The 21,574-nt window shown below is 71.8% G+C and carries 13 protein-coding genes and 1 pseudogene; 11 read left to right on the top strand and 3 right to left on the bottom strand.

From position 1 onward, the window contains the following. Window positions 1-30: 30 nt before the first annotated feature. Window positions 31-1,188, bottom strand: coding sequence for a trypsin-like serine peptidase (locus SSBG_RS05800; protein ID WP_037869037.1), 1,158 nt, complete (start codon window positions 1,186-1,188; stop codon window positions 31-33). 571 nt (window positions 1,189-1,759) lie between these two features. On the opposite strand from SSBG_RS05800, the pseudogene SSBG_RS05795 reads away from it, so the two are divergent. The 5 genes and pseudogenes from SSBG_RS05795 to SSBG_RS05775 all read left to right on the top strand — a co-directional run bounded on the left by SSBG_RS05795 (window position 1,760) and on the right by SSBG_RS05775 (window position 10,842). Next, window positions 1,760-3,129: pseudogene (locus SSBG_RS05795) on the top strand (diaminobutyrate--2-oxoglutarate transaminase family protein). An 85-nt stretch (window positions 3,130-3,214) separates the two neighbouring features. Further along, window positions 3,215-5,443 carry an IucA/IucC family protein gene (locus SSBG_RS05790; RefSeq protein ID WP_008745272.1) on the top strand — a complete coding sequence of 743 codons (2,229 nt, stop codon included), beginning with the start codon at window positions 3,215-3,217 and terminating at the stop codon, window positions 5,441-5,443. Between the two features lie 135 nt (window positions 5,444-5,578). Then, a complete protein-coding gene (locus SSBG_RS05785) occupies window positions 5,579-6,283 on the top strand; it encodes a GNAT family N-acetyltransferase (protein ID WP_037869034.1) in 705 nt (234 codons plus the stop codon). Window positions 6,284-6,498: 215 nt separating this feature from the next. Beyond that, window positions 6,499-8,778 carry an IucA/IucC family protein gene (locus SSBG_RS05780; protein ID WP_037869032.1) on the top strand — a complete coding sequence of 760 codons (2,280 nt, stop codon included), beginning with the start codon at window positions 6,499-6,501 and terminating at the stop codon, window positions 8,776-8,778. Between the two features lie 12 nt (window positions 8,779-8,790). Then, window positions 8,791-10,842: an ATP-dependent DNA helicase gene (locus SSBG_RS05775; RefSeq protein ID WP_008745269.1), complete on the top strand. Its 2,052-nt coding sequence runs from the start codon at window positions 8,791-8,793 to the stop codon at window positions 10,840-10,842. A 350-nt stretch (window positions 10,843-11,192) separates the two neighbouring features. Here the strand turns inward: SSBG_RS05775 and lexA are convergent, their stop codons facing one another. After that, window positions 11,193-11,981, bottom strand: coding sequence for a transcriptional repressor LexA (gene lexA / locus SSBG_RS05770; protein ID WP_008745268.1), 789 nt, complete (start codon window positions 11,979-11,981; stop codon window positions 11,193-11,195). A gap of 851 nt (window positions 11,982-12,832) precedes the next feature. Between lexA and nrdR the strand changes: the two genes are divergently transcribed. The 4 genes from nrdR (at window position 12,833) to SSBG_RS05750 (ending at window position 19,069) form a co-directional block, all read left to right on the top strand. Then, window positions 12,833-13,309 carry a transcriptional regulator NrdR gene (gene nrdR / locus SSBG_RS05765; protein WP_078491223.1) on the top strand — a complete coding sequence of 159 codons (477 nt, stop codon included), beginning with the start codon at window positions 12,833-12,835 and terminating at the stop codon, window positions 13,307-13,309. A 459-nt stretch (window positions 13,310-13,768) separates the two neighbouring features. Further along, window positions 13,769-16,645 carry a vitamin B12-dependent ribonucleotide reductase gene (locus SSBG_RS05760; protein ID WP_037869030.1) on the top strand — a complete coding sequence of 959 codons (2,877 nt, stop codon included), beginning with the start codon at window positions 13,769-13,771 and terminating at the stop codon, window positions 16,643-16,645. Window positions 16,646-16,863: 218 nt separating this feature from the next. Continuing rightward, the gene (locus SSBG_RS05755; protein WP_008745263.1) at window positions 16,864-17,979 is read left to right on the top strand and encodes a hypothetical protein; all 1,116 of its coding nucleotides are present in this window, start codon (window positions 16,864-16,866) and stop codon (window positions 17,977-17,979) included. Window positions 17,980-18,694: 715 nt separating this feature from the next. Continuing rightward, window positions 18,695-19,069, top strand: coding sequence for an integrase (locus SSBG_RS05750; protein ID WP_234010389.1), 375 nt, complete (start codon window positions 18,695-18,697; stop codon window positions 19,067-19,069). Between the two features lie 404 nt (window positions 19,070-19,473). Here SSBG_RS05750 and SSBG_RS05745 read toward each other — a convergent pair whose 3' ends face one another. Then, window positions 19,474-20,010, bottom strand: coding sequence for a TerD family protein (locus tag SSBG_RS05745; RefSeq protein WP_008745261.1), 537 nt, complete (start codon window positions 20,008-20,010; stop codon window positions 19,474-19,476). A 165-nt stretch (window positions 20,011-20,175) separates the two neighbouring features. Here SSBG_RS05745 and SSBG_RS05740 point away from each other — a divergent pair, with 165 nt between their 5' ends. Next, window positions 20,176-20,781, top strand: coding sequence for a YdbC family protein (locus SSBG_RS05740; RefSeq protein ID WP_008745260.1), 606 nt, complete (start codon window positions 20,176-20,178; stop codon window positions 20,779-20,781). 94 nt (window positions 20,782-20,875) lie between these two features. Continuing rightward, window positions 20,876-21,535, top strand: coding sequence for a histidine phosphatase family protein (locus tag SSBG_RS05735; protein ID WP_008745259.1), 660 nt, complete (start codon window positions 20,876-20,878; stop codon window positions 21,533-21,535). The last annotated feature ends 39 nt before the right edge of the window (window positions 21,536-21,574 follow it).

Below are 21,574 nucleotides of genomic sequence, written 5' to 3'. Positions count from 1 at the left end.
ACGGCGTGGCCCTGCCGGCGCGGTCCGGCCTCAGGAGAGGCTGCCGGCCTTGGCGCTCACCGCGCGGTAGACGTCCCGCGCCTCCTGGCCCAGGCGCGGTCCGGCGAGCCAGCCGCCGGTCACCGGCCCGATCGAGGTGTTCGAGACGAGCGCGGGATCGCCGTCCGCGTTCTCGCCGACCCAGCCGCCTCCCGACGCGCCACCCGTCATGGTGCAGCCGATGCGGTACATCGTCGGCTGCTCGGGGCCGAGCGAGAGGCGGCCCGGCTTGGCGGGGCACTGGTACAGGGCCTGGCCGTCGAAGGGCGGCGCCGCCGGATAGCCGGAGGCCGTCAGGGAGGACGTCTTCGCGGCGGAGGGCGCGGCGAAGTCCACGGGCAGCGCACCGCCCACCGTCTCCTCCAGCGACTTCCCGTCACCCTTCTCCGGTGTCACGTGCAGGACGGCGAAGTCGTAGGGCGCCCCGGCACCGCCGGTGGGACCGCCGCTTGCGATCCACTCCTTGGAGGTCTGCGCCCAGTCGCTCCACCACACCCCGTACGGAGCGATCTCCTCGCGCGTCGCCTTCCCCAGCTCGGCCGTCGAAGCGCCCGCGTTGTTGTACGCGGGGACGAAGGCGATGTTGCGGTACCAGCCGCCCTTCTGCCCGGCGTGCACGCAGTGCCCTGCCGTCCACACGAGATTGGACTTCCCCGGGTGGGCCGGGTCCGCGACGACCGTCGCCGAGCAGACCATCGAGCCCTCGGGGGAATCGAAGAGGACCTTCCCGGCCTCGGGCAGCGCGTCGTGGTACGGCGGTGCCACCGCGGTGGCCTTCACCGGGGCGGGCGTCGGGTCGGTCACGCCCCGGTCGTCCGCGAGGACGCTGTCGTCCACCCTCTTCTGCGGGTCCTCGGCACGCCGCATCCGGTCGGGGTCCCACAGGCCGTCGATGACCGGGTTGATGTAGTCCTCGGCCTTGCGCAGCCAGGTGTCCTTGTCCCACTCGCGCCAGGCGCCGTTCTCCCACTTGCCGAGATCGATGCCGTGGTCCTTGAGCCGTTCCCGCAGGCCGTCGGGGATGCGGATCTTGTGGTCGCCCGCCGAGGAGCCCGAGGCGACGGGGCTGTCGTCGCCGCCCGCCGCGTCGTCCTCCGGTCCGCAGGCGGCCAGTGCCGCCGTCAGGACCAGGGCGGCCCCTGCCGCCACCGGCCAGGAGCGGCGGCGCCCTCCTCGTCCCGTCCGTGCCCGTGGTATGCGCATTCTCAATCCCCCTGGTAGTGCTTGTCCTTGCGGCACCACACACTATGACGGGCCTTCGACAGGTGTACCGCGCGGTGGCAACAGTTGGGTCACGGTGGGGGAGCCCCGTGTTCCCACCGCGATCACCTGGCCGGACGACCACCGCAACCCCGCCCGAGCGGCGCCTTCGGCCGTTCGCCCGAGCGGGGACCGCGCCGGGACCGGGCCGTTCGCCCGAGCGGAACCGCCCCGTAGGCCCGAGCCCTTCGCCCGCGTCGGGACCGGGCCGTCCGCCCGCCCCGCGCCCGGCCTCCGCCCGAGGTCCGTCCCGCCCGCCGTCCCTCCCCGGCCAACTCCTCGCCCCAGCCGTCGCGTTCCGGTCGCATCGTCGGTTTCCGGCCGACTTCCGCCCGGCCGCGAGGGATCTTCGGATGAGCCGTTATCCGGAGCGGTCCGCGTCGTTGGTGCATACGGGGGTCGTCGGTATGCCCGCCCTCGGCCCCGACTCGCCCTTCGCACCGCGGGAGGACCAACCGCCTTGGCCGTGACCGAGTCCGTGCCCATCGCACCGACGACCACGCAGGAAGGGGTGCTGCGCCGGCAGTCCCTGCGGGAGTCGGCGGCGAGGACCTATGCCCGTGCCCTGCCCATCGTCCCCGTCCGGGCCAGGGGCCTGACCATCGAGGGCGCCGACGGCCGCAGGTATTTGGACTGTCTCTCCGGGCCGGGCACCCTCGCCCTCGGTCAACAACCAACCCCGTGGTCCTCAGGGCGATCAGGGAACGTCCTGGACTCCGAGGCCCGGTTGCACGTCCTGGAACCTCGCGACCCCGGTCAAGGCTGTTCCGCACCCTGCCCGGTGAGCTGGCGGCCCGGGGCCGCATCCAGTTCTGCGGACCGGCCGGCACCGACGCGGTCGAGGCCGCGCTCAAGCTCGTACGGCGCGCCACGGGACGGCAGGCCGTGCTCGGCTTCACGGGCGCGTACCACGGCATGACGGCGGGCGCGCTCGACGTCTCCTCGGCCGCCCCGTCCGTACGCGACACGCTGCGCCTGCCCTACCCGCAGGACTACCGCTGCCCCTTCGGCGTGGGCGGCGAGGAGGGCGCCGCGCTCGGCGCGAGGCTCGCAGAGAGCTACCTGGACGACCCGAAGTCCGGCGTGCCGGAGCCGGCCGGGATGATCGTCGAACCCGTCCAGGGCGAGGGCGGGGTGCATCCGGCGCCCGACGCCTGGCTGCGCCGGATGCGCGCCCTCACCCGCGCGCACAAGATGCCCTTCATCGCCGACGAGGTGCAGACGGGTGTCGGCCGCACCGGCGCCTTCTGGGCCGTGGACCACGCGGGTGTCGTGCCGGACGTCATGGTGCTGTCGAAGGCGATCGGCGGCAGTCTCCCGCTCGCCGTCGTCGTCTACCACGAGGACCTCGACGTGTGGGAGCCCGGCGCGCACGCCGGGACCTTCCGCGGCAACCAGCTCGCGATGGCGGCCGGGGCCGCGACCCTCGCCTACGTCCGCGAGAACGGGCTGGCCGAACGGGCCAGGGTCCTGGGGGCCCGGATGCTCTCCGCGCTGCGCTCCCTCGCGGCGCGCCACCCCTGGATCGGGGACGTGCGCGGGCGCGGGCTCATGCTCGGCGTCGAACTGGTCGACCCGGAGGCCGCCAGGCCGGACGCCGCGGGACCGCCTCGCGCGGACGCGACGCGTGCCGTCGCGGTACGCAGGGAATGCCTGAGGCGGGGGCTCATCGTGGAACTCGGGGGCCGCCACTCGGCCGTGGTCCGGCTGCTCCCCCCGCTCACGATCACCGACGATCAGGCCACCGCCGTCCTGGACCGCTTCGCCGACGCGCTCGACGCCGTGGACCGCGATCCGCTCGTCCGGGCGCCGCGCACCCCGCCCGTCTGAGCGCGTCCCACCGCCTGACAGTCCCCCCACCGGCCCCGTCCCCTCAGCCGCGGGGCCACACGATCCGTCCCTCAAGGAAGCGCCCGTGAACCCGAACCCCGCACCCGACGGCCGGTACCCCCTCGCATCCGAGGCCGGAAGTACGAGTTCGGCATCCCCCGAAGACGGTGTCGTCCCCCGGCAGCACACCGCCGCTCCCACGGAACACCTCGACGGTGCCGCGGCCGATCTGCTCGAACACCCGGACGTGCCCACCGCCGCCGAGGCCGCGGCGCTGGAGTCGCTGCTGCGCTGCTGGGTGCGCGAGACGGGCGTCGAGGCGGCCGGGCACGGGCCCCTGCGCATCTCCCTGCCGGCACAGGAGGCGACCCTCGTCGTCCCGGTGCGGTACTGGTCGGCCGCCGGACTCCACCGCTTCGGGCTGCCGCGCCTCGAACACCACGGGCCCGCGCCCGCCCCCACCGGCACCGCCTTCCCGCGCGCCGTGGTCCGCCAGGGCAGGGCCCCCCGCCTCACCGCCCCGCTGGACGCGGCGACGGTCGCGGAGGTCCTGAGCGCGGAGGTCCGCGCGGGGACGCTGACGAACGGGACGGAGCCGGACGCGACGGGGACGGTGCCGGGCACCGCGACGCCGGGCACCGCGGCGGCCGGCGGGACGGCATCGGACGGTACGGCGCCAGGCGTCGCGGCCTCCGACGGTACGGTTCCGGCCGGTACGGCGCACGACGGGACCGACGGCGCCGCGCGACCCGCCCCCGTACCGCCCACCGCCCCTGACGAGGCCGTTCCCACCGTTCCCCGGCAGGCCGCGCCCGCCCCCGACGACGACCTCGTCGCCCGGGTGCGGGACTCGGTCCGCCGTACCGCCGTGTTCCTCTCCTTCCGCCGCCGCCACGCCGAGGACTCGCCCACCCCCTTCCTCGCCGCCGAGCAGGCACTGCTCCTCGGCCACCCGCTCCATCCCACGCCCAAGAGCCGGCAGGGACTCAGCGAGGCGGAGTCCCGCCTCTACTCGCCCGAACTGCGCGGCGCCTTCCCGCTGCACTGGCTGGCCGTGCACAAGGACGTCCTCGCCACCGACTCGGCCTGGACCGAACGCGGCAGGACCGTCTCGGCCGGACAGCTCACCGAACGCCTCGCGGGCCCCGGCCTCGCCCTCCCGCCCGGCACGGTCGCGCTGCCCCTGCACCCCTGGCAGGCCCGCGACCTCGCGCAACGCCCGGAGGTGCACGCGCTGGCCGACGCCGGGCTGCTCACACCGCTCGGCCCGCACGGTGAGCCCTGGTCACCGACCTCCTCGGTCCGCACCGTCTACCGCGCCGGGGCCCCGGCGATGCTCAAGCTCTCGCTCGGCCTGCGCATCACCAACTCGCGCCGCGAGAACCTCCGCAAGGAACTCCACCGGGGCGTCGAGGTCCACCGCCTGCTGCGCACCGGCCTCGGTGCGGAGTGGCACGCCGCGCACCCCGGCTTCGACATCGTGCGCGACCCGGCGTGGATCGCCGTCGACGGGCCCGACGGAACACCGCTGCGCGGCGTGGACGTCATGATCCGCCACAACCCCTTCGCCCCGGACACCGACGCCGCCTGCCTCGCCGGTCTCGTCTCGCCCCGCCCCCTGCCCCCGGTCGGCGGACGGCCAGCCGGACCGGCGGGGTTGCTCGCGCACGGGTCGCAGGACCAGCAGCCCATGCGCTCCCGGCTCAGCGAGCTGATCACCCGGCTCGCCCAGCGCACCGGCAGGCCCCGCGGCACGGTCGCCACCGAGTGGTTCCTGCGCTATCTGGAGCACGTCGTCCGGCCGATCCTCTGGCTCGACGGACACGCGGGCATCGCCCTGGAGGCGCACCAGCAGAACACCGTCGTCCTGCTCGACGCGGACGGCTGGCCCCACGGCGGCAGGTACCGGGACAACCAGGGCTACTACTTCCGCGAGGCGCACCGCGAGGCCCTGGAACGACGACTGCCCGGCATCGGCGCGGAGAGCGACACCTTCGTCCCCGACGACGTGACGGACGAGCGCTTCACCTACTACCTCGCCATCAACAACGTGCTCGGACTCGTCGGCGCCCTCGGCTCCCAGGGCCTCGCCGACGAGCAACTCCTGCTCGCCGCCCTGCGCGGCTTCCTCACCGAGGCGGCCCACGGCCCCGACGCCCTCGGCTCCGCGGTGCCCGCCCTGCTGCTCGACAGCCCCGTCCTGCGCTGCAAGGCCAACCTCCTCACCCGGCTGCACGGCCTCGACGAACTCGTGGGGCCCGTCGACACCCAGTCCGTGTACGTACGTTTCGGCAACCCTCTGCACAAACCCTGAACCCATGCGGGGCGGGACCACCCCGGCCCCGTCCCGCACCCGCACCGCCCGGCCAGGCCCGTACCGCTCAGCCCAAGCCCGCACCGCCCGGCCAGGCCCGTACCTCCGCACCCGCCCCCGAACCGAGGAGTGCACATGCCCACAGCGGACACCCCCGTCGCGGGGGCCGCACCGCCCGCGGCCGACAGCGAGGCACCGGGCCCCGGCATAGCCAGGGCCGGTCGTCCCGGCCCCCACCCCGCCCCTGTGACGCCGTCAGCCGCACATTCCGTCGCGGACACCGGGCCCGGCGACTGGCCGCCCGTCCCGACACCGCACGGCCTCTTCCGGCTGCGACCGGTCGCGCTGCCGCGTGATCTCGCCCTGCTCACCGGCTGGATGAACGATCCCGAAGTGGCCGCGTTCTGGGAGCTCGCGGGGCCGCCCGAGGTGACGGCGGCACACGTGCGCCCGCAGACCGCGGGCGACGCGGGCAGCCTGCCCTGCCTCGGGCTCCTCGACGGGCGCCCCATGAGCTACTGGGAGATCTACCGCGCCGATCAGGACGTCCTCGCCCCGTACTACGCCGCCCGCCCGCACGACATCGGCGTGCACCTGCTGCTCGGCGGCGGTACGGACCGCGGGCGCGGCCTCGGCACGACGCTGCTGCGCGCCGTCACCTCGCTCGTTCTCGCGCAGCGCCCCCACGCCACCCGCGTCCTCGCCGAACCGGACGTGCGCAACGTCCGCTCCGTCGCCGCGTTCCTGCGCGCCGGCTACCGCAAGGACCGTGAGCTGGACCTGCCCGGGAAGCGCGCCGCCCTGATGATCAGGGACCGCGCCCCGGCGCCGCCCGCCTGACCCGTACGCGTCCCACCGCTGCCACCTTCCGCAACGGTGCCCCGCCCGCGTGCTTCCTCGCGCGGCACGGGTAACCACCCGGCAGTCATCCGTACCGGCCGGGGCCCGTCGCGCGGGCCCCGGCCGCCCATGGCCCGCGCCCCGCCGCCGTACGCGCCCGCCTTCCGCCGTACCCCCGCACGTCCGCACACCGGTCGCCACCGAAGGAGCCCTCCGTGCAGAACGTCCCCGCCCCGCGCCCCTGGCCCCCCGCCGACGAGCCCGCGGGCCCCGTGCTCCCGCCCCTCACCGCACCCGAGGGCCCCCCGCCGCACGGCCTCCTCGCCCCGGCCGAGCTGACCCCCGAGCTGTGGCGCGAGGCGGGCCGGCGGCTCCTCGCCAAGATGGTCTCGGAGTTCTCGTACGAGGGCCTCCTCGCCCCGCGCCCCGAGGACCCCGAGTCGCCCGACATCCCCTTCCACCGACGCGCGTACCGCCTGACGCTGGCGGCGGGGGAGGGGGAGACGGTGCCGGAGCGGGAGGCGGTGCCGGGGGAGCGGGAGACGGCGCCGGGACCAGAGACGACGCCGAGGCGCGAGACGACTCCGGAACCCGAGGCCGACCCCGCACCGGACGCCGCCCCGGAACCCGGCGCCGCCCCCGAGCCGTCGGCCGCGCTTCTCTTCCACGCCGCCCGCAGCGCCTACGGCCACTGGGAGATCGACCCGGCGAGCCTGCGGCTCGACGCGATAGGCACCGGCGCCCCGCACGATCCCGCCGCCGACCCGTCCGCTCGCCCCGCTCCGCTCCCGGCCACCGATCCGCTCGACTTCCTCGTCCGCGCCCGCCACATCCTCGGTCTGGACGGCGCGACGCTCGGGCACCTGCTGCGCGAGCTCAACGCGACGCTCGCCGCCGACGCGCGCCTCCTCCACACCGCCGTGACCGCCGCCGAACTCGCCGATCTCGACTACGCGCGGCTGGAGGGGCACCAGACGGGGCACCCCTGGATCGTCCTCAACAAGGGGCGTCTGGGCTTCGGCGCCTGTGACGCCGCGCGCTGGGCCCCCGAGAGCCGCGTCGAGGCGCGCCTGCCGTGGCTCGCGGTCCGCACCCATCTCGCGACCTACCGCGGCGTCCCCGGCCTCGACACGCCCGAGCAGCTGTACGCCGCCGAACTCCCACCCGCCGTACGGGAGTCCTTCGACGCCGTTTTGACCGCACGCGGCCTCGACCCAGCCGATTACCTCTACCTGCCCGTGCATCCCTGGCAGTGGGACAGCACCGTGCTGCCCCTCCACGCCGCCGGCGTCGCGGCCGGGGACCTCGTGCCGCTGCCCTCCGACGGCGTCCGGCGTCTGCCGCAGCAGTCGATCCGCACCTTCCTCAACCTGGACGACCCCACGCGGCACACGGTCAAACTGCCCCTCTCGATCCTCAACACCCTCGTCTGGCGCGGCCTGCCGACCCGCCGCACGCTCGCGGCGCCCGCCGTCACGGCATGGGTGCAGTCGGTGCGTGACCAGGACCCCTTCCTCCGCGAGGAGTGCCGCGTCGTCCTGCTCGGCGAGGTGGCCTCCGTCGCCGTGCGGCACCCGTTCTACGACACGCTGCCCGAAGTCCCGTACCAGTACAAGGAACTCCTCGGCGCGATCTGGCGCGAACCGCTCGCCCCGCTTCTCGACGCGGACGAACGCGCGCGGACCCTCGCCTCGCTCCTGCACGTGGACCACGAGGGGCGCGCCTTCGTCGCCGAACTCGTGGCGCGCTCCGGCCTCGCGCCGCGCGACTGGCTGCGGCGCCTCTTCGGCGCCCTGCTGCCGCCGCTCCTGCACTTCCTCTACCGCCACGGCACGGTCTTCTCGCCGCACGGCGAGAACGCGATCGTCGTCTTCGACGCGCGCGACGTGCCCACGAGGCTCGCCGTCAAGGACTTCGTGGACGACGTCAACCTCAGCGGCCGCTCACTCCCCGAGCACGAGGACATGCCCCCGGAGGTGCGCGACACCCTCCTGACCGAGGACCCCTCCTTCCTCCCGCAGTTCATCCATTCCGGTCTCTTCGTCGGCGTCTTCCGCTACCTGGCCCCGCTGTGCCGCGCCCAGCTCGGCGTGCCGGACGAGGACTTCTGGGGCCTGGTCCGCGCCGAGATCCTGGCCTACCAGACGCGATTCCCCGAACTCAAGGAACGCTACGAACTCTTCGAACTGCTCGGGCCGGAGATCGAGCGACTCTGTCTCAACCGCAACCGCCTCCACCTCGACGGCTACCGGGACCGCGCCGAGCGGCCCCACGCGGCGGTGGACGGCGTCGTCGCGAACCCTCTGCACGTGGGCGCCTTCCGGCCGCGTGAGGCGTGGGGGCGCGAGACGGGGGACAGCGCGGAGAGGGACCGCCTCGCGACCGGCACCTCCGCCGGGAGCCCTTCGGGAGCGGGGATGCCCGACGCGGACAGGTCGCATGATCGGACCGGGCCTGTGAACGGAGCGGCGGGAGCTGTCGGTGCCGCGTCGTAGGGTGGTCGGGCTATGACGAAGCCCTCACTCCCCGAGCTCCTGCACGCCGCTGTCACCGCCGTGGGCGGTACCGAACGGCCCGGCCAGGTGGCCATGGCCGAGGCGGTCGAAGCGGCCATCGACGACGGTTCCCACCTCCTTGTCCAGGCCGGCACCGGCACCGGGAAGTCGCTCGGCTACCTCGTGCCCGCACTGGCGCACGGGGAACGGGTGGTGGTCGCGACGGCCACCCTGGCGCTCCAGCGCCAGCTCGTGGAGCGCGACCTGCCCCGCACGGTCGACGCCCTGCAACCCGTGCTGCGCCGCCGCCCCGAGTACGCGATGCTCAAGGGCCGCTCGAACTACCTCTGCCTGCACCGCGTCCACGAGGGGATGCCGAAGGACGAGGAGGAGGCGCTGTTCGACCAGTTCGAGGCGGCACCGTCCAGCAAGCTCGGGCAGGACCTGCTGCGGCTGCGGGACTGGGCCGACGAGACCGAGACGGGGGACCGCGACGGGCTGAGCCCGGGCGTCTCCGACCGCGCCTGGGCGCAGGTCTCCGTCTCCTCGCGGGAGTGCCTGGGGGCGAGCCGCTGCGCCTACGGCGCGGAGTGCTTCGCGGAGACGGCACGCGAGCGCGCCAAGCTCGCGGACGTCGTCGTCACCAATCACGCGCTCCTCGCGATCGACGCGATCGAGGGCGCGCCCGTGCTCCCCTCGCACGAGGTCCTCATCGTCGACGAGGCGCACGAACTCGTCGGCCGCGTCACGAACGTGGCGACCGGCGAGCTGAACCCGAACCAGGTCAACCGGGCCGCCCGCCGCGCCGCCAAGCTCGTGGACGAGAAGGTCGCGGACGCCTTTCAGGCCGGGGCCGAGGGCTTCGAACGCGTCATGGAACTCGCGCTGCCCGGGCGCCTCGAAGCACTCCCCGAGGATCTCGGGTACGCGCTCGCGGCGCTCCGCGACGCCGCCCGGCAGGTCATCACCGCCATCGGCAACACCCGCGATCGCTCGGTGCAGGACGAGGACGCGGTACGCAAGCAGGCGCTCGCCTCCGTGGAGACCGTGCACGGCGTCGCCGAGCGGATGACCGGCCTCTCCGAGTACGACGTGCTCTGGTGCGAGCGGCACGACCGTTTCGGCGCCTCCCTGCGGGTCGCGCCGCTCTCGGTCTCGGGGCTTTTGCGCGAGAAGCTCTTCGCCGATCGCTCGGTCACGCTCACCTCCGCGACACTCAAGCTGGGCGGCGACTTCAACGGCGTCGGGGCCTCGCTCGGCCTCGCCCCGGAGGGCGTGGCGGGCTCGGGCGCCCCGGAGACGGACGAACTGCCCGTCTGGAAGGGCATCGACGTCGGCTCGCCCTTCGAGTACCGCAAGCAGGGCATCCTCTACGTGGCGCGCCACCTGTCCCCGCCGGGACGTGAGGGCACCCGTACGGACATGTTCGACGAACTGGCCGAGCTGGTCGAGGCGGCGGGCGGCCGCACGCTGGGGCTCTTCTCCTCGATGCGCGGCGCGCAGGCGGCGGCGGAGGAACTGCGCTCCCGGCTCGACGTGCCGGTGCTCCTCCAGGGCGAGGAGACGCTCGGCGAGCTGATCCGCGCCTTCGCCGAGGACCCGCGCACGTGTCTGTTCGGCACGCTGTCGCTGTGGCAGGGCGTGGACGTGCCGGGGCCGAGCTGCCAGCTCGTCGTGATGGACCGGATTCCCTTCCCGCGCCCCGACGACCCCCTGATGAGCGCGCGGCAGAAGGCGGTCGAGCAAAGCGGAGGCAACGGCTTCATGGCGGTCGCGGCGACGCACGCGGCGCTGCTGATGGCCCAGGGCGCCGGCCGTCTCGTCCGGGCGACCGGGGACAAGGGCGTCGTCGCGGTCCTGGACCCCCGCCTCGCGACCGCCAGGTACGGAAGCTACCTGCGGGCCTCGCTCCCGGACTTCTGGTACACGAACGACCGCAACCAGGTCCGCCGCTCCCTGGCGGCGATCGACGCGGCGGCGAAGGCCGCACCGGCCGGAGGGGCGAGCGACCCGGAGCCGGGAGCGGATGCGGGGGAGCGGGTGACGGCCGAGGCGGGTGAGTGACGCGGACGACGGCCGGAAGGGCTTCCCGTCAGAGCACGGGCGGGCTTTCTACGGAGCCTGGGAACGGGTGGGGCGAGCCCGCGCAGCGGGCAGGCGCGCGTGCGTGGCGCCGGGGCGCCCGTACGCCCGGCCCCGGGGTACTCGTACGGGGATCGACCGGCTCACGCCTGGCGTCGCGCGCCCCGCTGGTCCCGTGCTCCCCGCGCTGGCACCCTGACTCCACGGCTTCGGGCCCGTGAGCGTGCGCGATTCCGCCGCTCGGCCCCGCGTGCGCGACGGGCCCCGAGACCGGCGCAGTGAGTCTCAGGGCCCTGCTGGGGGCGGCGGTGCCGTACCGCCGGACGTGCCGGTCAGATGCGCCGGAGGACAGCGACGACCTTGCCGAGGATGGTCGCCTCGTCACCGGGGATGGGCTGGTACGCGGCGTTGTGAGGAAGCAGCCAGACGTGCCCGTCCTCGCGCTTGAAGCGCTTCACGGTGGCCTCGCCGTCGAGCATCGCGGCCACGATGTCGCCGTTCTCGGCCACGGGCTGCCGCCTCACGGTGACCCAGTCCCCGTCGCAGATGGCTGCCTCGATCATGGAGTCGCCGACCACCTTGAGGACGAACAGCTCCCCGTCGCCCACGAGCTGGCGCGGAAGCGGGAAGACGTCCTCGACGGACTCCTCGGCGAGGATGGGGCCACCGGCCGCGATCCGGCCGACCAGGGGTACGTAGGAGGCGGCGGGCTTTCCGGCCGTGTCGGCCGGCTGCGGGCTCGGCTGGTCCGAGCCCCGTACCTCGTAGGCGCGGGGGCGGTGGGGATCGCGTCGCAGGAAACCCTTGCGTTCGAGGGCCATGAGCTGATGGGCCACGGACGAGGTGCTGGAGAGCCCGACCGCCTGCCCGATCTCGCGCATCGACGGCGGGTAGCCCCGTCGCTGAACGGAATCCCTGATCACCTCGATGACCCGGCGTTGCCGGTCGGTGAGTCCTGTGCTGTCCGCGCGGATGCCAGGAGGTCGTCCAGGGAGTGAGCGCGCGGGCTTCCCGCCCTCCTGGTGCTTGGCGCTCTCATTGCCGAGCGCCCGGGCCGGCTGGAATTGTCCCTGGGAGCGGTCCTGGGCAGTGATGGTGGCACTGTCGGCTGCGGTGGTCACATTGGGCCCCTCTCGAATGGTCTCCCTGGCTGCACAACGGTAGTGGCTTTCGAAAGGTTGCGCCAAACACACGTTCGAGTGAAAAAACCGTACTTACCTGTTGAGAACGGAGTTTCAGGTGTATAGAAGCGAGGCTATTTCGTGCAGGTAAAGGGGAATTGCCCGCAGCCGACCCCCCTTTCCGGAGCTCGCCCCTCGGTCGGTACTCGAACACCTGCGGCGGCGCTGAGCGCGTGAAGACCGAGCGCGAGGAGGGGGGGGAGGGCGTGGGGTGTTGACGAATGCGATTGCTCTCCTCCGTCGGCGCACGTCTCCCGCTGTTCCTGAGCGGACCCGGCGCTGCGGCGGACACGGCGGTGCTGCGGGAGCTGCGGGCGCGGCGGGAGAAAAAGGGCGACGTCAGTCTGTCACCCGCCCTGGCGTCCCCCCGTGCCGCCCCCGGCCTCGCGGCGCACCGCGCGCCGCGTACGCTCGGACCGCCCAGAGTGCGGCACGGCGTCACACTCCGTGCTCGCTGCGTCGTCGCGAGCCGGGCGGTGCGAGCGCTGCCGCCCGCGCGGTCCCGCCCTGCGCGGACGGCGAGTGCGCACCTGAGGTGGCCGGCGGTACTCGCGCGCCGTGCTTCGGCCCGCGTGCCGCGCGGGGGCGCCGCACGCGACACGCGGGGGTCGATCTCGTCCGCGAGGCCCCACGAGGCCCAAGATCTAGTGGTCAGTCGTGTGGAGCGACCTAGAGCTTGTGGTCCGGGTGCTCGGCCGCCCTCCGCATCACCTATGCTGGGGAGTGCTTCCAGGGGCTCAAGTTCCTGGTGAGCGCAGAGCGTCGTGTCGTCTTGGAGGGTGGGGAGTCCCGTGCACTGTCCCTTCTGCAGGCATTCCGACAGTCGGGTGGTGGACAGCCGGACCACTGACGACGGGGCGGCCATCCGCCGTCGCCGGCAGTGCCCGGATTGCTCCCGCCGATTCACCACCGTCGAGTCCTGCTCACTGATGGTGATCAAGCGGAGCGGTGTGACGGAACCATTCAGCCGTACGAAGGTGATCAACGGCGTGCGCAAGGCATGTCAGGGCCGCCCCGTCACGGAGGACGCCTTGGCGCTGCTTGGCCAACGGGTCGAGGAGGCACTGCGTGCGACGGGCAACGCCGAGCTGAGCACGCATGACGTCGGTCTCGCCATACTGGGGCCGCTCCAGGAGCTGGACCTCGTCGCCTACCTGCGGTTCGCGTCCGTCTACCGGGCGTTCGACTCGCTGGAGGACTTCGAGGCCGCCATCGCCGAACTGCGCGTGAGCCCCGAGGCACCGGCCCCCGCGGGCGCCGGGCAGTGAGAGCGCGAAGCCTGGCGGCCGGTCCCTGACACGGCCCCGGCGGACCGATGGCGGCATCGCGCCTGGGAGTCTTCCGGCGGGATGCCGGGAAACTCCGAGGTCACCCCTTGTCGTCGCCGTGCGTCTCTGGGTGATGGATTGCGGCTGATCCCGCCTCTGGTGACGGGGCGTGGTCGCGCGTGCGCCGGAACTCCCGGACGGCCGTATGCGTCGTGCGAGGAAGCGACACGTGCGGAGAGACATGAAAAGCGGGGGCCCGGGCCGATGACGAAGCCCGGGCAAGCGGTACGGAACGCTTCACCGGCGTTCCGCACCAGGTCGGGCTCCTGCGCGCCGCCCCGGCGGCGCGTCGCACGGGGCCCATGTTCCCCGGGAGGCCCCGGGGAAGGCGGAGAAAACCGCGCCAGGACGGAAGTCCGAGGCGCTACGAGGCGTTGAAGCCTGGTACGAGGAGGCGGCATGACAGAGACGGCGAGCGGTCCGGCACGCGGGACCCGCAAGAACGCGAAGGCGGGCAAGGGCCTCAAGGTCGAACGCATCCACACCACGCCCGGGGTCCACCCCTACGACGAGGTGAACTGGGAGCTGCGCGATGTCGTTATGACCAACTGGCGTGACGGGTCGATCAACTTCGAGCAGCGTGGCGTCGAGTTCCCCGATTTCTGGTCGGTCAACGCGGTCAACATCGTCACCAGCAAGTACTTCCGCGGCGCCCTCGGCACCCCGCAGCGCGAGACCGGGCTCAAGCAGCTCATCGACCGCATCGTGAAGACCTACCGGAAGGCCGGCGAGGACAACCAGTACTTCGCCTCCCCGGCGGACGCCGAGATCTTCGAGCACGAGCTGGCCCACGCCCTCCTCCACCAGATCTTCAGCTTCAACTCCCCGGTGTGGTTCAACGTCGGTACCCCGCAGCCGCAGCAGGTCTCCGCCTGTTTCATCCTCTCCGTGGACGACTCCATGGAGTCGATCCTGAACTGGTACAAGGAAGAGGGGATGATCTTCAAGGGCGGCTCCGGAGCCGGCCTCAACCTCTCCCGTATCCGCTCCTCCAAGGAACTCCTCACCTCCGGTGGCAACGCCTCGGGGCCCGTCTCCTTCATGCGTGGCGCCGACGCCTCGGCCGGCACCATCAAGTCGGGTGGCGCCACGCGTCGCGCGGCCAAGATGGTCATCCTCGATGTCGACCACCCGGACGTGGAGGGCTTCATCGAGACCAAGGTCAAGGAGGAGGAGAAGATCCGCGCCCTGCGCGACGCGGGCTTCGACATGGACCTCGGTGGCGACGACATCACGTCGGTCCAGTACCAGAACGCCAACAACTCCGTCCGCGTGAACGACGAGTTCATGACGGCCGTCGAGACCGCCGGGAAGTTCGGCCTGCGCTCCCGCCTCACCGGCGAGGTCATCGAAGAGGTCGAGGCGAAGAGCCTCTTCCGGAAGATGGCCGAAGCCGCCTGGGCCTGCGCGGACCCCGGCATCCAGTACGACGACACCATCAACAACTGGCACACCTGCCCCGAGTCCGGCCGCATCAACGGCTCGAACCCGTGCAGCGAGTACATGCACCTGGACAACACCTCGTGCAACCTCGCCTCGCTCAACCTCATGAAGTTCCTCAAGGACGACGGCAACGGCAACCAGTCCTTCGAGGCCGAGCGCTTCGCCAAGCTCGTCGAGCTGGTCATCACCGCGATGGACATCTCCATCTGCTTCGCGGACTTCCCCACCGAGAAGATCGGTGAGAACACCCGCGCCTTCCGGCAGCTCGGCATCGGCTACGCCAACCTCGGCGCCCTCCTCATGGCGACCGGCCACGCCTACGACTCCGAGGGGGGTCGCGCGCTCGCCGGAGCGATCAGCTCGCTCATGACCGGCACCGCCTACCGCCGCTCCGCGGAGCTCGCCGCGGTCGTCGGCCCGTACGAGGGATTCGCCCGCAACGCCACCGCCCACAAGCGCGTCATGAAGCAGCACGCCGACGCCAACGGTGCCGCCGTCCGCATGGACGACCTCGACACGCCGGTCTGGGCCGCGGCCACCGAGGCATGGCAGGACGTCCTCCGCCTCGGGGAGAAGAACGGTTTCCGCAACGCGCAGGCGAGCGTGCTCGCCCCCACCGGCACCATCGGTCTCGCGATGTCCTGCGACACCACCGGCGTCGAACCCGACCTCGCCCTGGTCAAGTTCAAGAAGCTCGTCGGCGGCGGCTCGATGCAGATCGTGAACGGCACCGTCCCGCAGGCCCTGCGCCGCCTGGGTTACCAGGAGGAGCAGATCGAGGCGATCGTCGCGCACATCGCCGAGAACGGGAACGTCGTCGACGCCCCGGCGCTCAAGACCGAGCACTACGAGGTCTTCGACTGCGCGATGGGCGACCGCGCCATTTCACCGATGGGCCACGTGCGCATGATGGCGGCGATTCAGCCGTGGATCTCCGGGGCCATCTCCAAGACGGTGAACATGCCCGAGTCGGCCACCGTCGAAGAGGTCGAGGAGATCTACTTCGAGGCGTGGAAGCTCGGCATCAAGGCCCTCGCCATCTACCGCGACAACTGCAAGGTCGGTCAGCCCCTCTCCGCCAAGAAGAAGGAGGAGAAGAAGACCGAGATCGCCGAGAAGTCCGAGGAGACCATCTGCGCCGCGGTCGAGAAGGTCGTGGAGTACCGCCCGGTCCGCAAGCGCCTTCCCAAGGGCCGTCCCGGCATCACCACCTCCTTCACGGTGGGCGGCGCCGAGGGCTACATGACCGCCAACTCCTACCCGGACGACGGTCTCGGCGAGGTCTTCCTCAAGATGTCCAAGCAGGGGTCGACCCTCGCGGGCATGATGGACGCCTTCTCCATCGCCGTCTCGGTGGGCCTCCAGTACGGCGTCCCGCTGGAGACGTACGTCTCGAAGTTCACCAACATGCGCTTCGAGCCCGCCGGTATGACCGACGACCCGGACGTGCGCCTGGCGCAGTCGATCGTCGACTACATCTTCCGGCGCCTGGCGCTGGACTTCCTCCCCTTCGAGACCCGCTCCGCCCTCGGCATCCACTCCGCCGAGGAACGGCAGCGCCACCTCGACACCGGTTCCTACGAGCCTTCGGAGGAGTCCGACACCGAGACGCTCGCCCAGTCCGCGCCGGTGCAGAAGACGACGGTCGTGACCGGCACCGACGAGGCCGCCTCCCCGGCCCCGCGCGAGGCGCACACGTCAGCCGAACTGGTCGAGATGCAACTCGGTATCAGCGCCGACGCCCCCCTCTGCCTCTCCTGCGGCACGAAGATGCAGCGCGCCGGCTCCTGCTACATCTGCGAGGGCTGCGGCTCCACGAGCGGATGCAGCTGACACCGGGCCCTTCCAGGGCGTGAACCAGCTGGTCAGGGCGGTGGAGCCGGTCTCGCGGCTCCACCGCCTTCGGCGTGCGACGCTCACTGTCGTGTGTGAGGCACGCTCTCGTATGTGAGGCGTCACGTCGCCGCCGCCGCGTCGAGGGCTCGTGGTGGCGATCGGTCTCGTGACAGGCTCCGGGCCATGATCAAGAGAATCGAGTCCTCCGTCCGCCGATGAGCAGGACGACCGGGACGGCACTGCCCGGATCACCAACAACACTGTTCGACCACGCGCTGCGGCTGCATCGACAAGCCCCGAATGAACGGCTTCCGCGCGACGGGTATCCCTTCCCCGACGACGCGTCGCACGCTCGCCGAGGCCCGGAGGCACCCGAAGACCGGTACTCGGCCGGCACGGAAATTGCGCTCATTCTGGATGCGCATTTCGCGAGGGCCGCTGCCCAGCCCAGCGAACTGGCCGACGCTTTTCACGACCTCTACGTCCCGATTCACCAGAACGAGCACATTGCCGCAGCCGCTTCGCGGGTGGACTCTGCACGCGCTCGTCAAACGGGCCGCTGGCTCGTCCGGCACGGCACCGATCGTTGTTCAGTGACCGTCGGGCTCGCCCTGCTCGCCGTTGTGGCAACCGCTGACGACACCCCACTGGTGCAGACCATCGGGCTCCTCTCCGATCACTTCGGGCCGCTGGCGGCGCACGCCTTGGAGCGGCAGGCAGGTGGAGTCGAAGCCCTGATCTGGCTCGCCGAGAGAGTTACTGGCTGGGGCCGGGTCTATGTCGTCGAAGCTCTCTGCCGACTCGACGACCCGGCTGCACGGCGATGGCTGCTGCGCAGGGCCTGTGACGGCGATTTCCTCAACGCGTACTTCGCCGGCAAGGTCGCCGCAGTCGCCAGACTCCATGAGGCGCTTGCAGAGCTGGACAATGACAGCGAGATGGTGGAAAACACCGGTCGACTGCTCCACCTCATGAGCGATTGCGGGGGGATGGGACTCACCCTCGCCAATTACCCCCATTCAGGAGTGGTCCTGGAAGCCCACGCTCGCCATGCGGGGCTGCTCCGCCCGACGATCGAGCGCTATTTCACGATCGCGGCGCTCGCCCAGCACCTGACGACAAAGCCTCCAGAGACCGTGGGATGCACCGCGGCGCAGCAGGAATTGCTCCTGACGACCTATCGTGAGGTGCTCGACCGTGAACAGTGGACCCGGGTCGCACGTGTCGGGCTCGTCCTGAATGACAACCGGATGCGATGGCTCGCCGACCACCGGGCACCACAGCTGAGGCTGCGTGCGTTCCCCGATCAAGAGCCGAATACCGAGGAGTAGCGCATGCCAGGAAGCAGTGCCCTCCGCCGGTACGCCGGTCGCAACACGCACCGGCCGAAGGTGCGCACCCGCCTCCGGAGCGATGCGCCGGGAGGATCGCCTGCGATGTGACACGCGGGCGAGCACGCACGCGGGTAGGAATGAGCTGAGCAGTGAGGGGGCCGTGCCGCCGGGACGGCCCCCTCCTGCGTGCTGTGAGCTGCCGCATTTCCTGCCACGACCGGTGGCCCGCTGACGGTCGGCGCTGGACCGTCCGAGGCCACTCGGGGGTGCGGGGCATCGCACCTCGGGGAAAGCGCGCACCACCGTTGGCCGGACGGTGGCCCGGTCCTCGCTTGCCGTAACCCTGCGCGGGTATCGACGTACGAGGCATTGACCGGCTGCGGGAGGGAGCGGGCGAAAGGCCGATCGGGCAGGGCAGCGCCGGCGAGGCCACCGCTCGCTCGCCCGCCTGCCCGGACGTGGCGCTGTACCGGGGAAGGTCCGGTCCCGTGCCTCACTCCTGTGCTCATTTCGCCACCCGGGACGGCACCCGCCACATAGGGCGGCTGGAAGACCCCCGGGGTCCGCAGCAACCCCGGGGAACGCCCCCGCCCGCCGATGCCCGCCACTTTGTATGACCAGCAGGTCAGCGCGCCGCCTGCGGGTGTCTTCTTTTGCGTGTCGCTCCTCCTTCCGGGCGTAACCACGCCCGCTCCCGCGCGTTGTGCGCGTCGTGACCAGTGCAGCCCACAGCCCCCATGCCCAGCCGGTTTTCGAAGCGATGCTGGACGGCTGGACACGCCAGCAACGGGCGGGCTCCCTGCCGTCGTACACCGTCCAGTCGCGACTCGACCTCGTCTATCGCTTCGCGGTCTACACCGACCGCTATCCCTGGGAGTGGGAACCGGGACAGGCGGACGCCTTCCTCGACCACCTGCTCTCGGCCCACCTCCGCACCGCCCAGCGTCCCATCGGGCTCTCCACCATCAGCACGTACCGGCTCGCGCTGCGGCTTTTCCTGGAGTACGTGACCGATCCCCGGCACGCATGGCTGCGGGAGTGCCAGGAGAAGTTCGGCCGTGTGCCCGTACCGATTCCGCCTGAGTGAGAGCGTCGGCTCACCGGCGTGCGTCGGGACGACCTCGGTGCGGGACCAAGGACCCCGGGAGGAGAAGCGTCGGCGGACCGGCTCCTCCCGGGGTGTACGAGGCCATGTCCACGGCGAAGGTTTCAACGTCCGCAGTGGCGCAGCGGGCCTCGTGAGAGCAATCCTGCCAGCGAAAAATCCGCTGAAACGGTCCTGCGATCGAATCCTCCTTCGAAAGGGTGACGGAGCGGGCGTTGAGGCAACGCACGGCTCGGCGCGGCGCGTCTTCGCCCCTCTTGTGTGCTGGGGAGCGCTCCCAAAGTGCAGGACCGGTCGCCTCCCACCGCTAGGTGGGGAGTGCCGGCCCCGCCTCCGCCTCCGCCGATACGCCGGCCGATCGGCCTCGGTGCGCGGAGCCGACCCGATCAGCGGGCCTCTGGCTTGCCGCTCAGCAACGCCATGAAGTCGGGGAGTTCGGCGTCGTACCCCCGCACCGTCGGGCGGTACTCCCACGTGCCCTCCTCGCCGCGCCAGAACTCGGCCACCACGGCTCCGGTGGCGTCTGCCAGGGGCGTGAAGTCCACCGGGCCGAGCTCGTCGTAGCCCTCGCGCAGCCGGATGCCGGGCTCGTGCACGTCGGCGAAGGTGCGGTGGCCCCCGTTCTGCTGGATCACCACGCCGACCGCGACCCTGCCGTACGCCTCGGAAAGCCGGTTCAGCTCCAGAACCATGATCTCGTCGAAGCCCAGGCCCTGCCCCGTGCGGCTGTCACGGTTGAGAGCGATCGTGCCGTCCGGAGCGCGGTGGTCGAAGTGCACGTCGTAGGCGGGCACCCCGTGCGGGTCGCTCAGGGTGAACACCGCCGCGACGAGGTCCAGGTCCATCGCGGGCGCACCGTGCGGACTCGGGTCCCATTTGAGGGCGACCTCGATCTTCGCGAGTCCTTTGCTCAAGCTCTCCATCGGGCCTTCCCTTCGCGTGGGACGGATGACACGACCGCAGTACTGACAGGTCGTCAGACAAGCGGTCGGCCATATTCGTTGTCCATGGTGGCACGAGAACCGAACGAACGTCGGGGCCGATGCGGAGGATGACCGGTACCTGTCCCACCGCCGTACGATGGCGCGGTGCTGCTGAAGTGGATTCGCTGCGATGTCGCCGACCGGAACCGGTTCGACCGAGGTCAGCGCCGGTGGGCGGAACTCGCCGACGTGCGGGGATTCAAGGGGCAGGCGGGAGGGTGGAGCCGCGAGAACCCCGGGCAGGCCCACATCTTCGGCTTCTGGGAGAGCCGGGCCTTCTACGACTCGTTCATGGCACGCGCCCACGACCGCCTGGCCGCCGCCCAGGCCGGCAGCTGCACACAGGTGCGCAGCACTCTCTTCGACCACCGTTTCGACGTGAAGACGGGCTTCGAACCGCTCTTCCACGACGTGGACCTGGTGCGGATCGCGCACACCCGCGTACGCCCCGAGCGGGTCGAGCACTTCACCCTCGCCCAGCGTCGCATCTGGAATCCGGCCATGGCCGGCTCGCCCGGGATGGTACGGGGCTTCTTCGCGGAAGCTCCCGGCAGCGAGTTCCTGGTCCTGTCCATGTGGCAGTCCGCGGCCGAGCGGGGCAAGTACCGCCCCGAGGGGCTGCGCCGGCTCTCGACCCGGGCCGAGGCGGAGGAGGACCTGCTCGGCCTGGACGGGGCCGTGGTCGGTCTGGAACCGTCCTGGACGGTCTGAGCCCGCCCGCCTCCCCCTCCCCGCGTTCGGCACTGCTCCGGATGGACCCTGCCCCGCCGCACTTGCACGCGCGGTGCGTCCTAGGCTGGAGGACATGGCACAACCCCGACGCATCGTTCTGGTCCGGCACGGTGAGTCCGATGGCAACGCCGACGACAGCGTGTACGAACGCGAACCCGACCACGCCCTGTGCCTGACCGCCGCCGGGCGCGCCCAGGCCCTCGCCACGGGGGACAGGCTGCGCGGCCTCTTCGGCGACGAACGCGTCAGCGTCTACGTCTCCCCGTACCGCAGGACGCACGAGACCCTGCGGCTCTTCCACCTCGACCCGGAGCACGTCCGGGTCCGGGAGGAGCCGAGGCTGCGGGAGCAGGACTGGGGAAACTGGCAGGACCGCGACGACGTGCGCTTGCAGAAGGCGTACCGGGACGCGTACGGGCACTTCTTCTACCGCTTCGCGCAGGGTGAGTCCGGCGCGGACGTGTACGACCGGGTCGGCGCCTTCCTGGAGAGTCTTTTCCGCAGCTTCGAGGCCCCGGATCACCCGCCGAACGTGCTCCTGGTCACGCACGGACTGACCATGCGGCTCTTCTGTATGCGCTGGTTCCACTGGACGGTGGCCGAATTCGAGTCCCTCTCCAATCCGGACAACGGCGAGACGCGTTGCCTCGAACTCGGCTCCGACGGCCGCTACCACCTTGACCGTCCCTTCGCGAAATGGCGCGAGCCGGAGCCGTACGGAGTCACCAGCTAGCCTCCCCGGAAACGTGCTGGCGGCCGAGAAGAGAAATCC

The sequence above is a fragment of the Streptomyces sp. SPB074 genome (assembly GCF_000154905.1).
Classification (GTDB): domain Bacteria; phylum Actinomycetota; class Actinomycetes; order Streptomycetales; family Streptomycetaceae; genus Streptomyces.
Note: the sequence above shows the minus strand (reverse complement) of the source record. Positions and strands in the feature narration are given on the sequence as shown.

Bases quoted from the DNA above. Each gene is read 5' to 3' on its own strand.
- SSBG_RS05775 (WP_008745269.1), top strand. From the start codon at position 8,791: ATGACGAAGCCCTCACTCCCCGAGCTCCTGCACGCCGCTGTCACCGCC.
- SSBG_RS05745 (WP_008745261.1), bottom strand. From the start codon at position 20,010: ATGGAGAGCTTGAGCAAAGGACTCGCGAAGATCGAGGTCGCCCTCAAA.
- SSBG_RS05755 (WP_008745263.1), top strand. From the start codon at position 16,864: ATGAGCAGGACGACCGGGACGGCACTGCCCGGATCACCAACAACACTG.
- SSBG_RS05735 (WP_008745259.1), top strand. From the start codon at position 20,876: ATGGCACAACCCCGACGCATCGTTCTGGTCCGGCACGGTGAGTCCGAT.
- SSBG_RS05785 (WP_037869034.1), top strand. From the start codon at position 5,579: ATGCCCACAGCGGACACCCCCGTCGCGGGGGCCGCACCGCCCGCGGCC.
- SSBG_RS05760 (WP_037869030.1), top strand. From the start codon at position 13,769: ATGACAGAGACGGCGAGCGGTCCGGCACGCGGGACCCGCAAGAACGCG.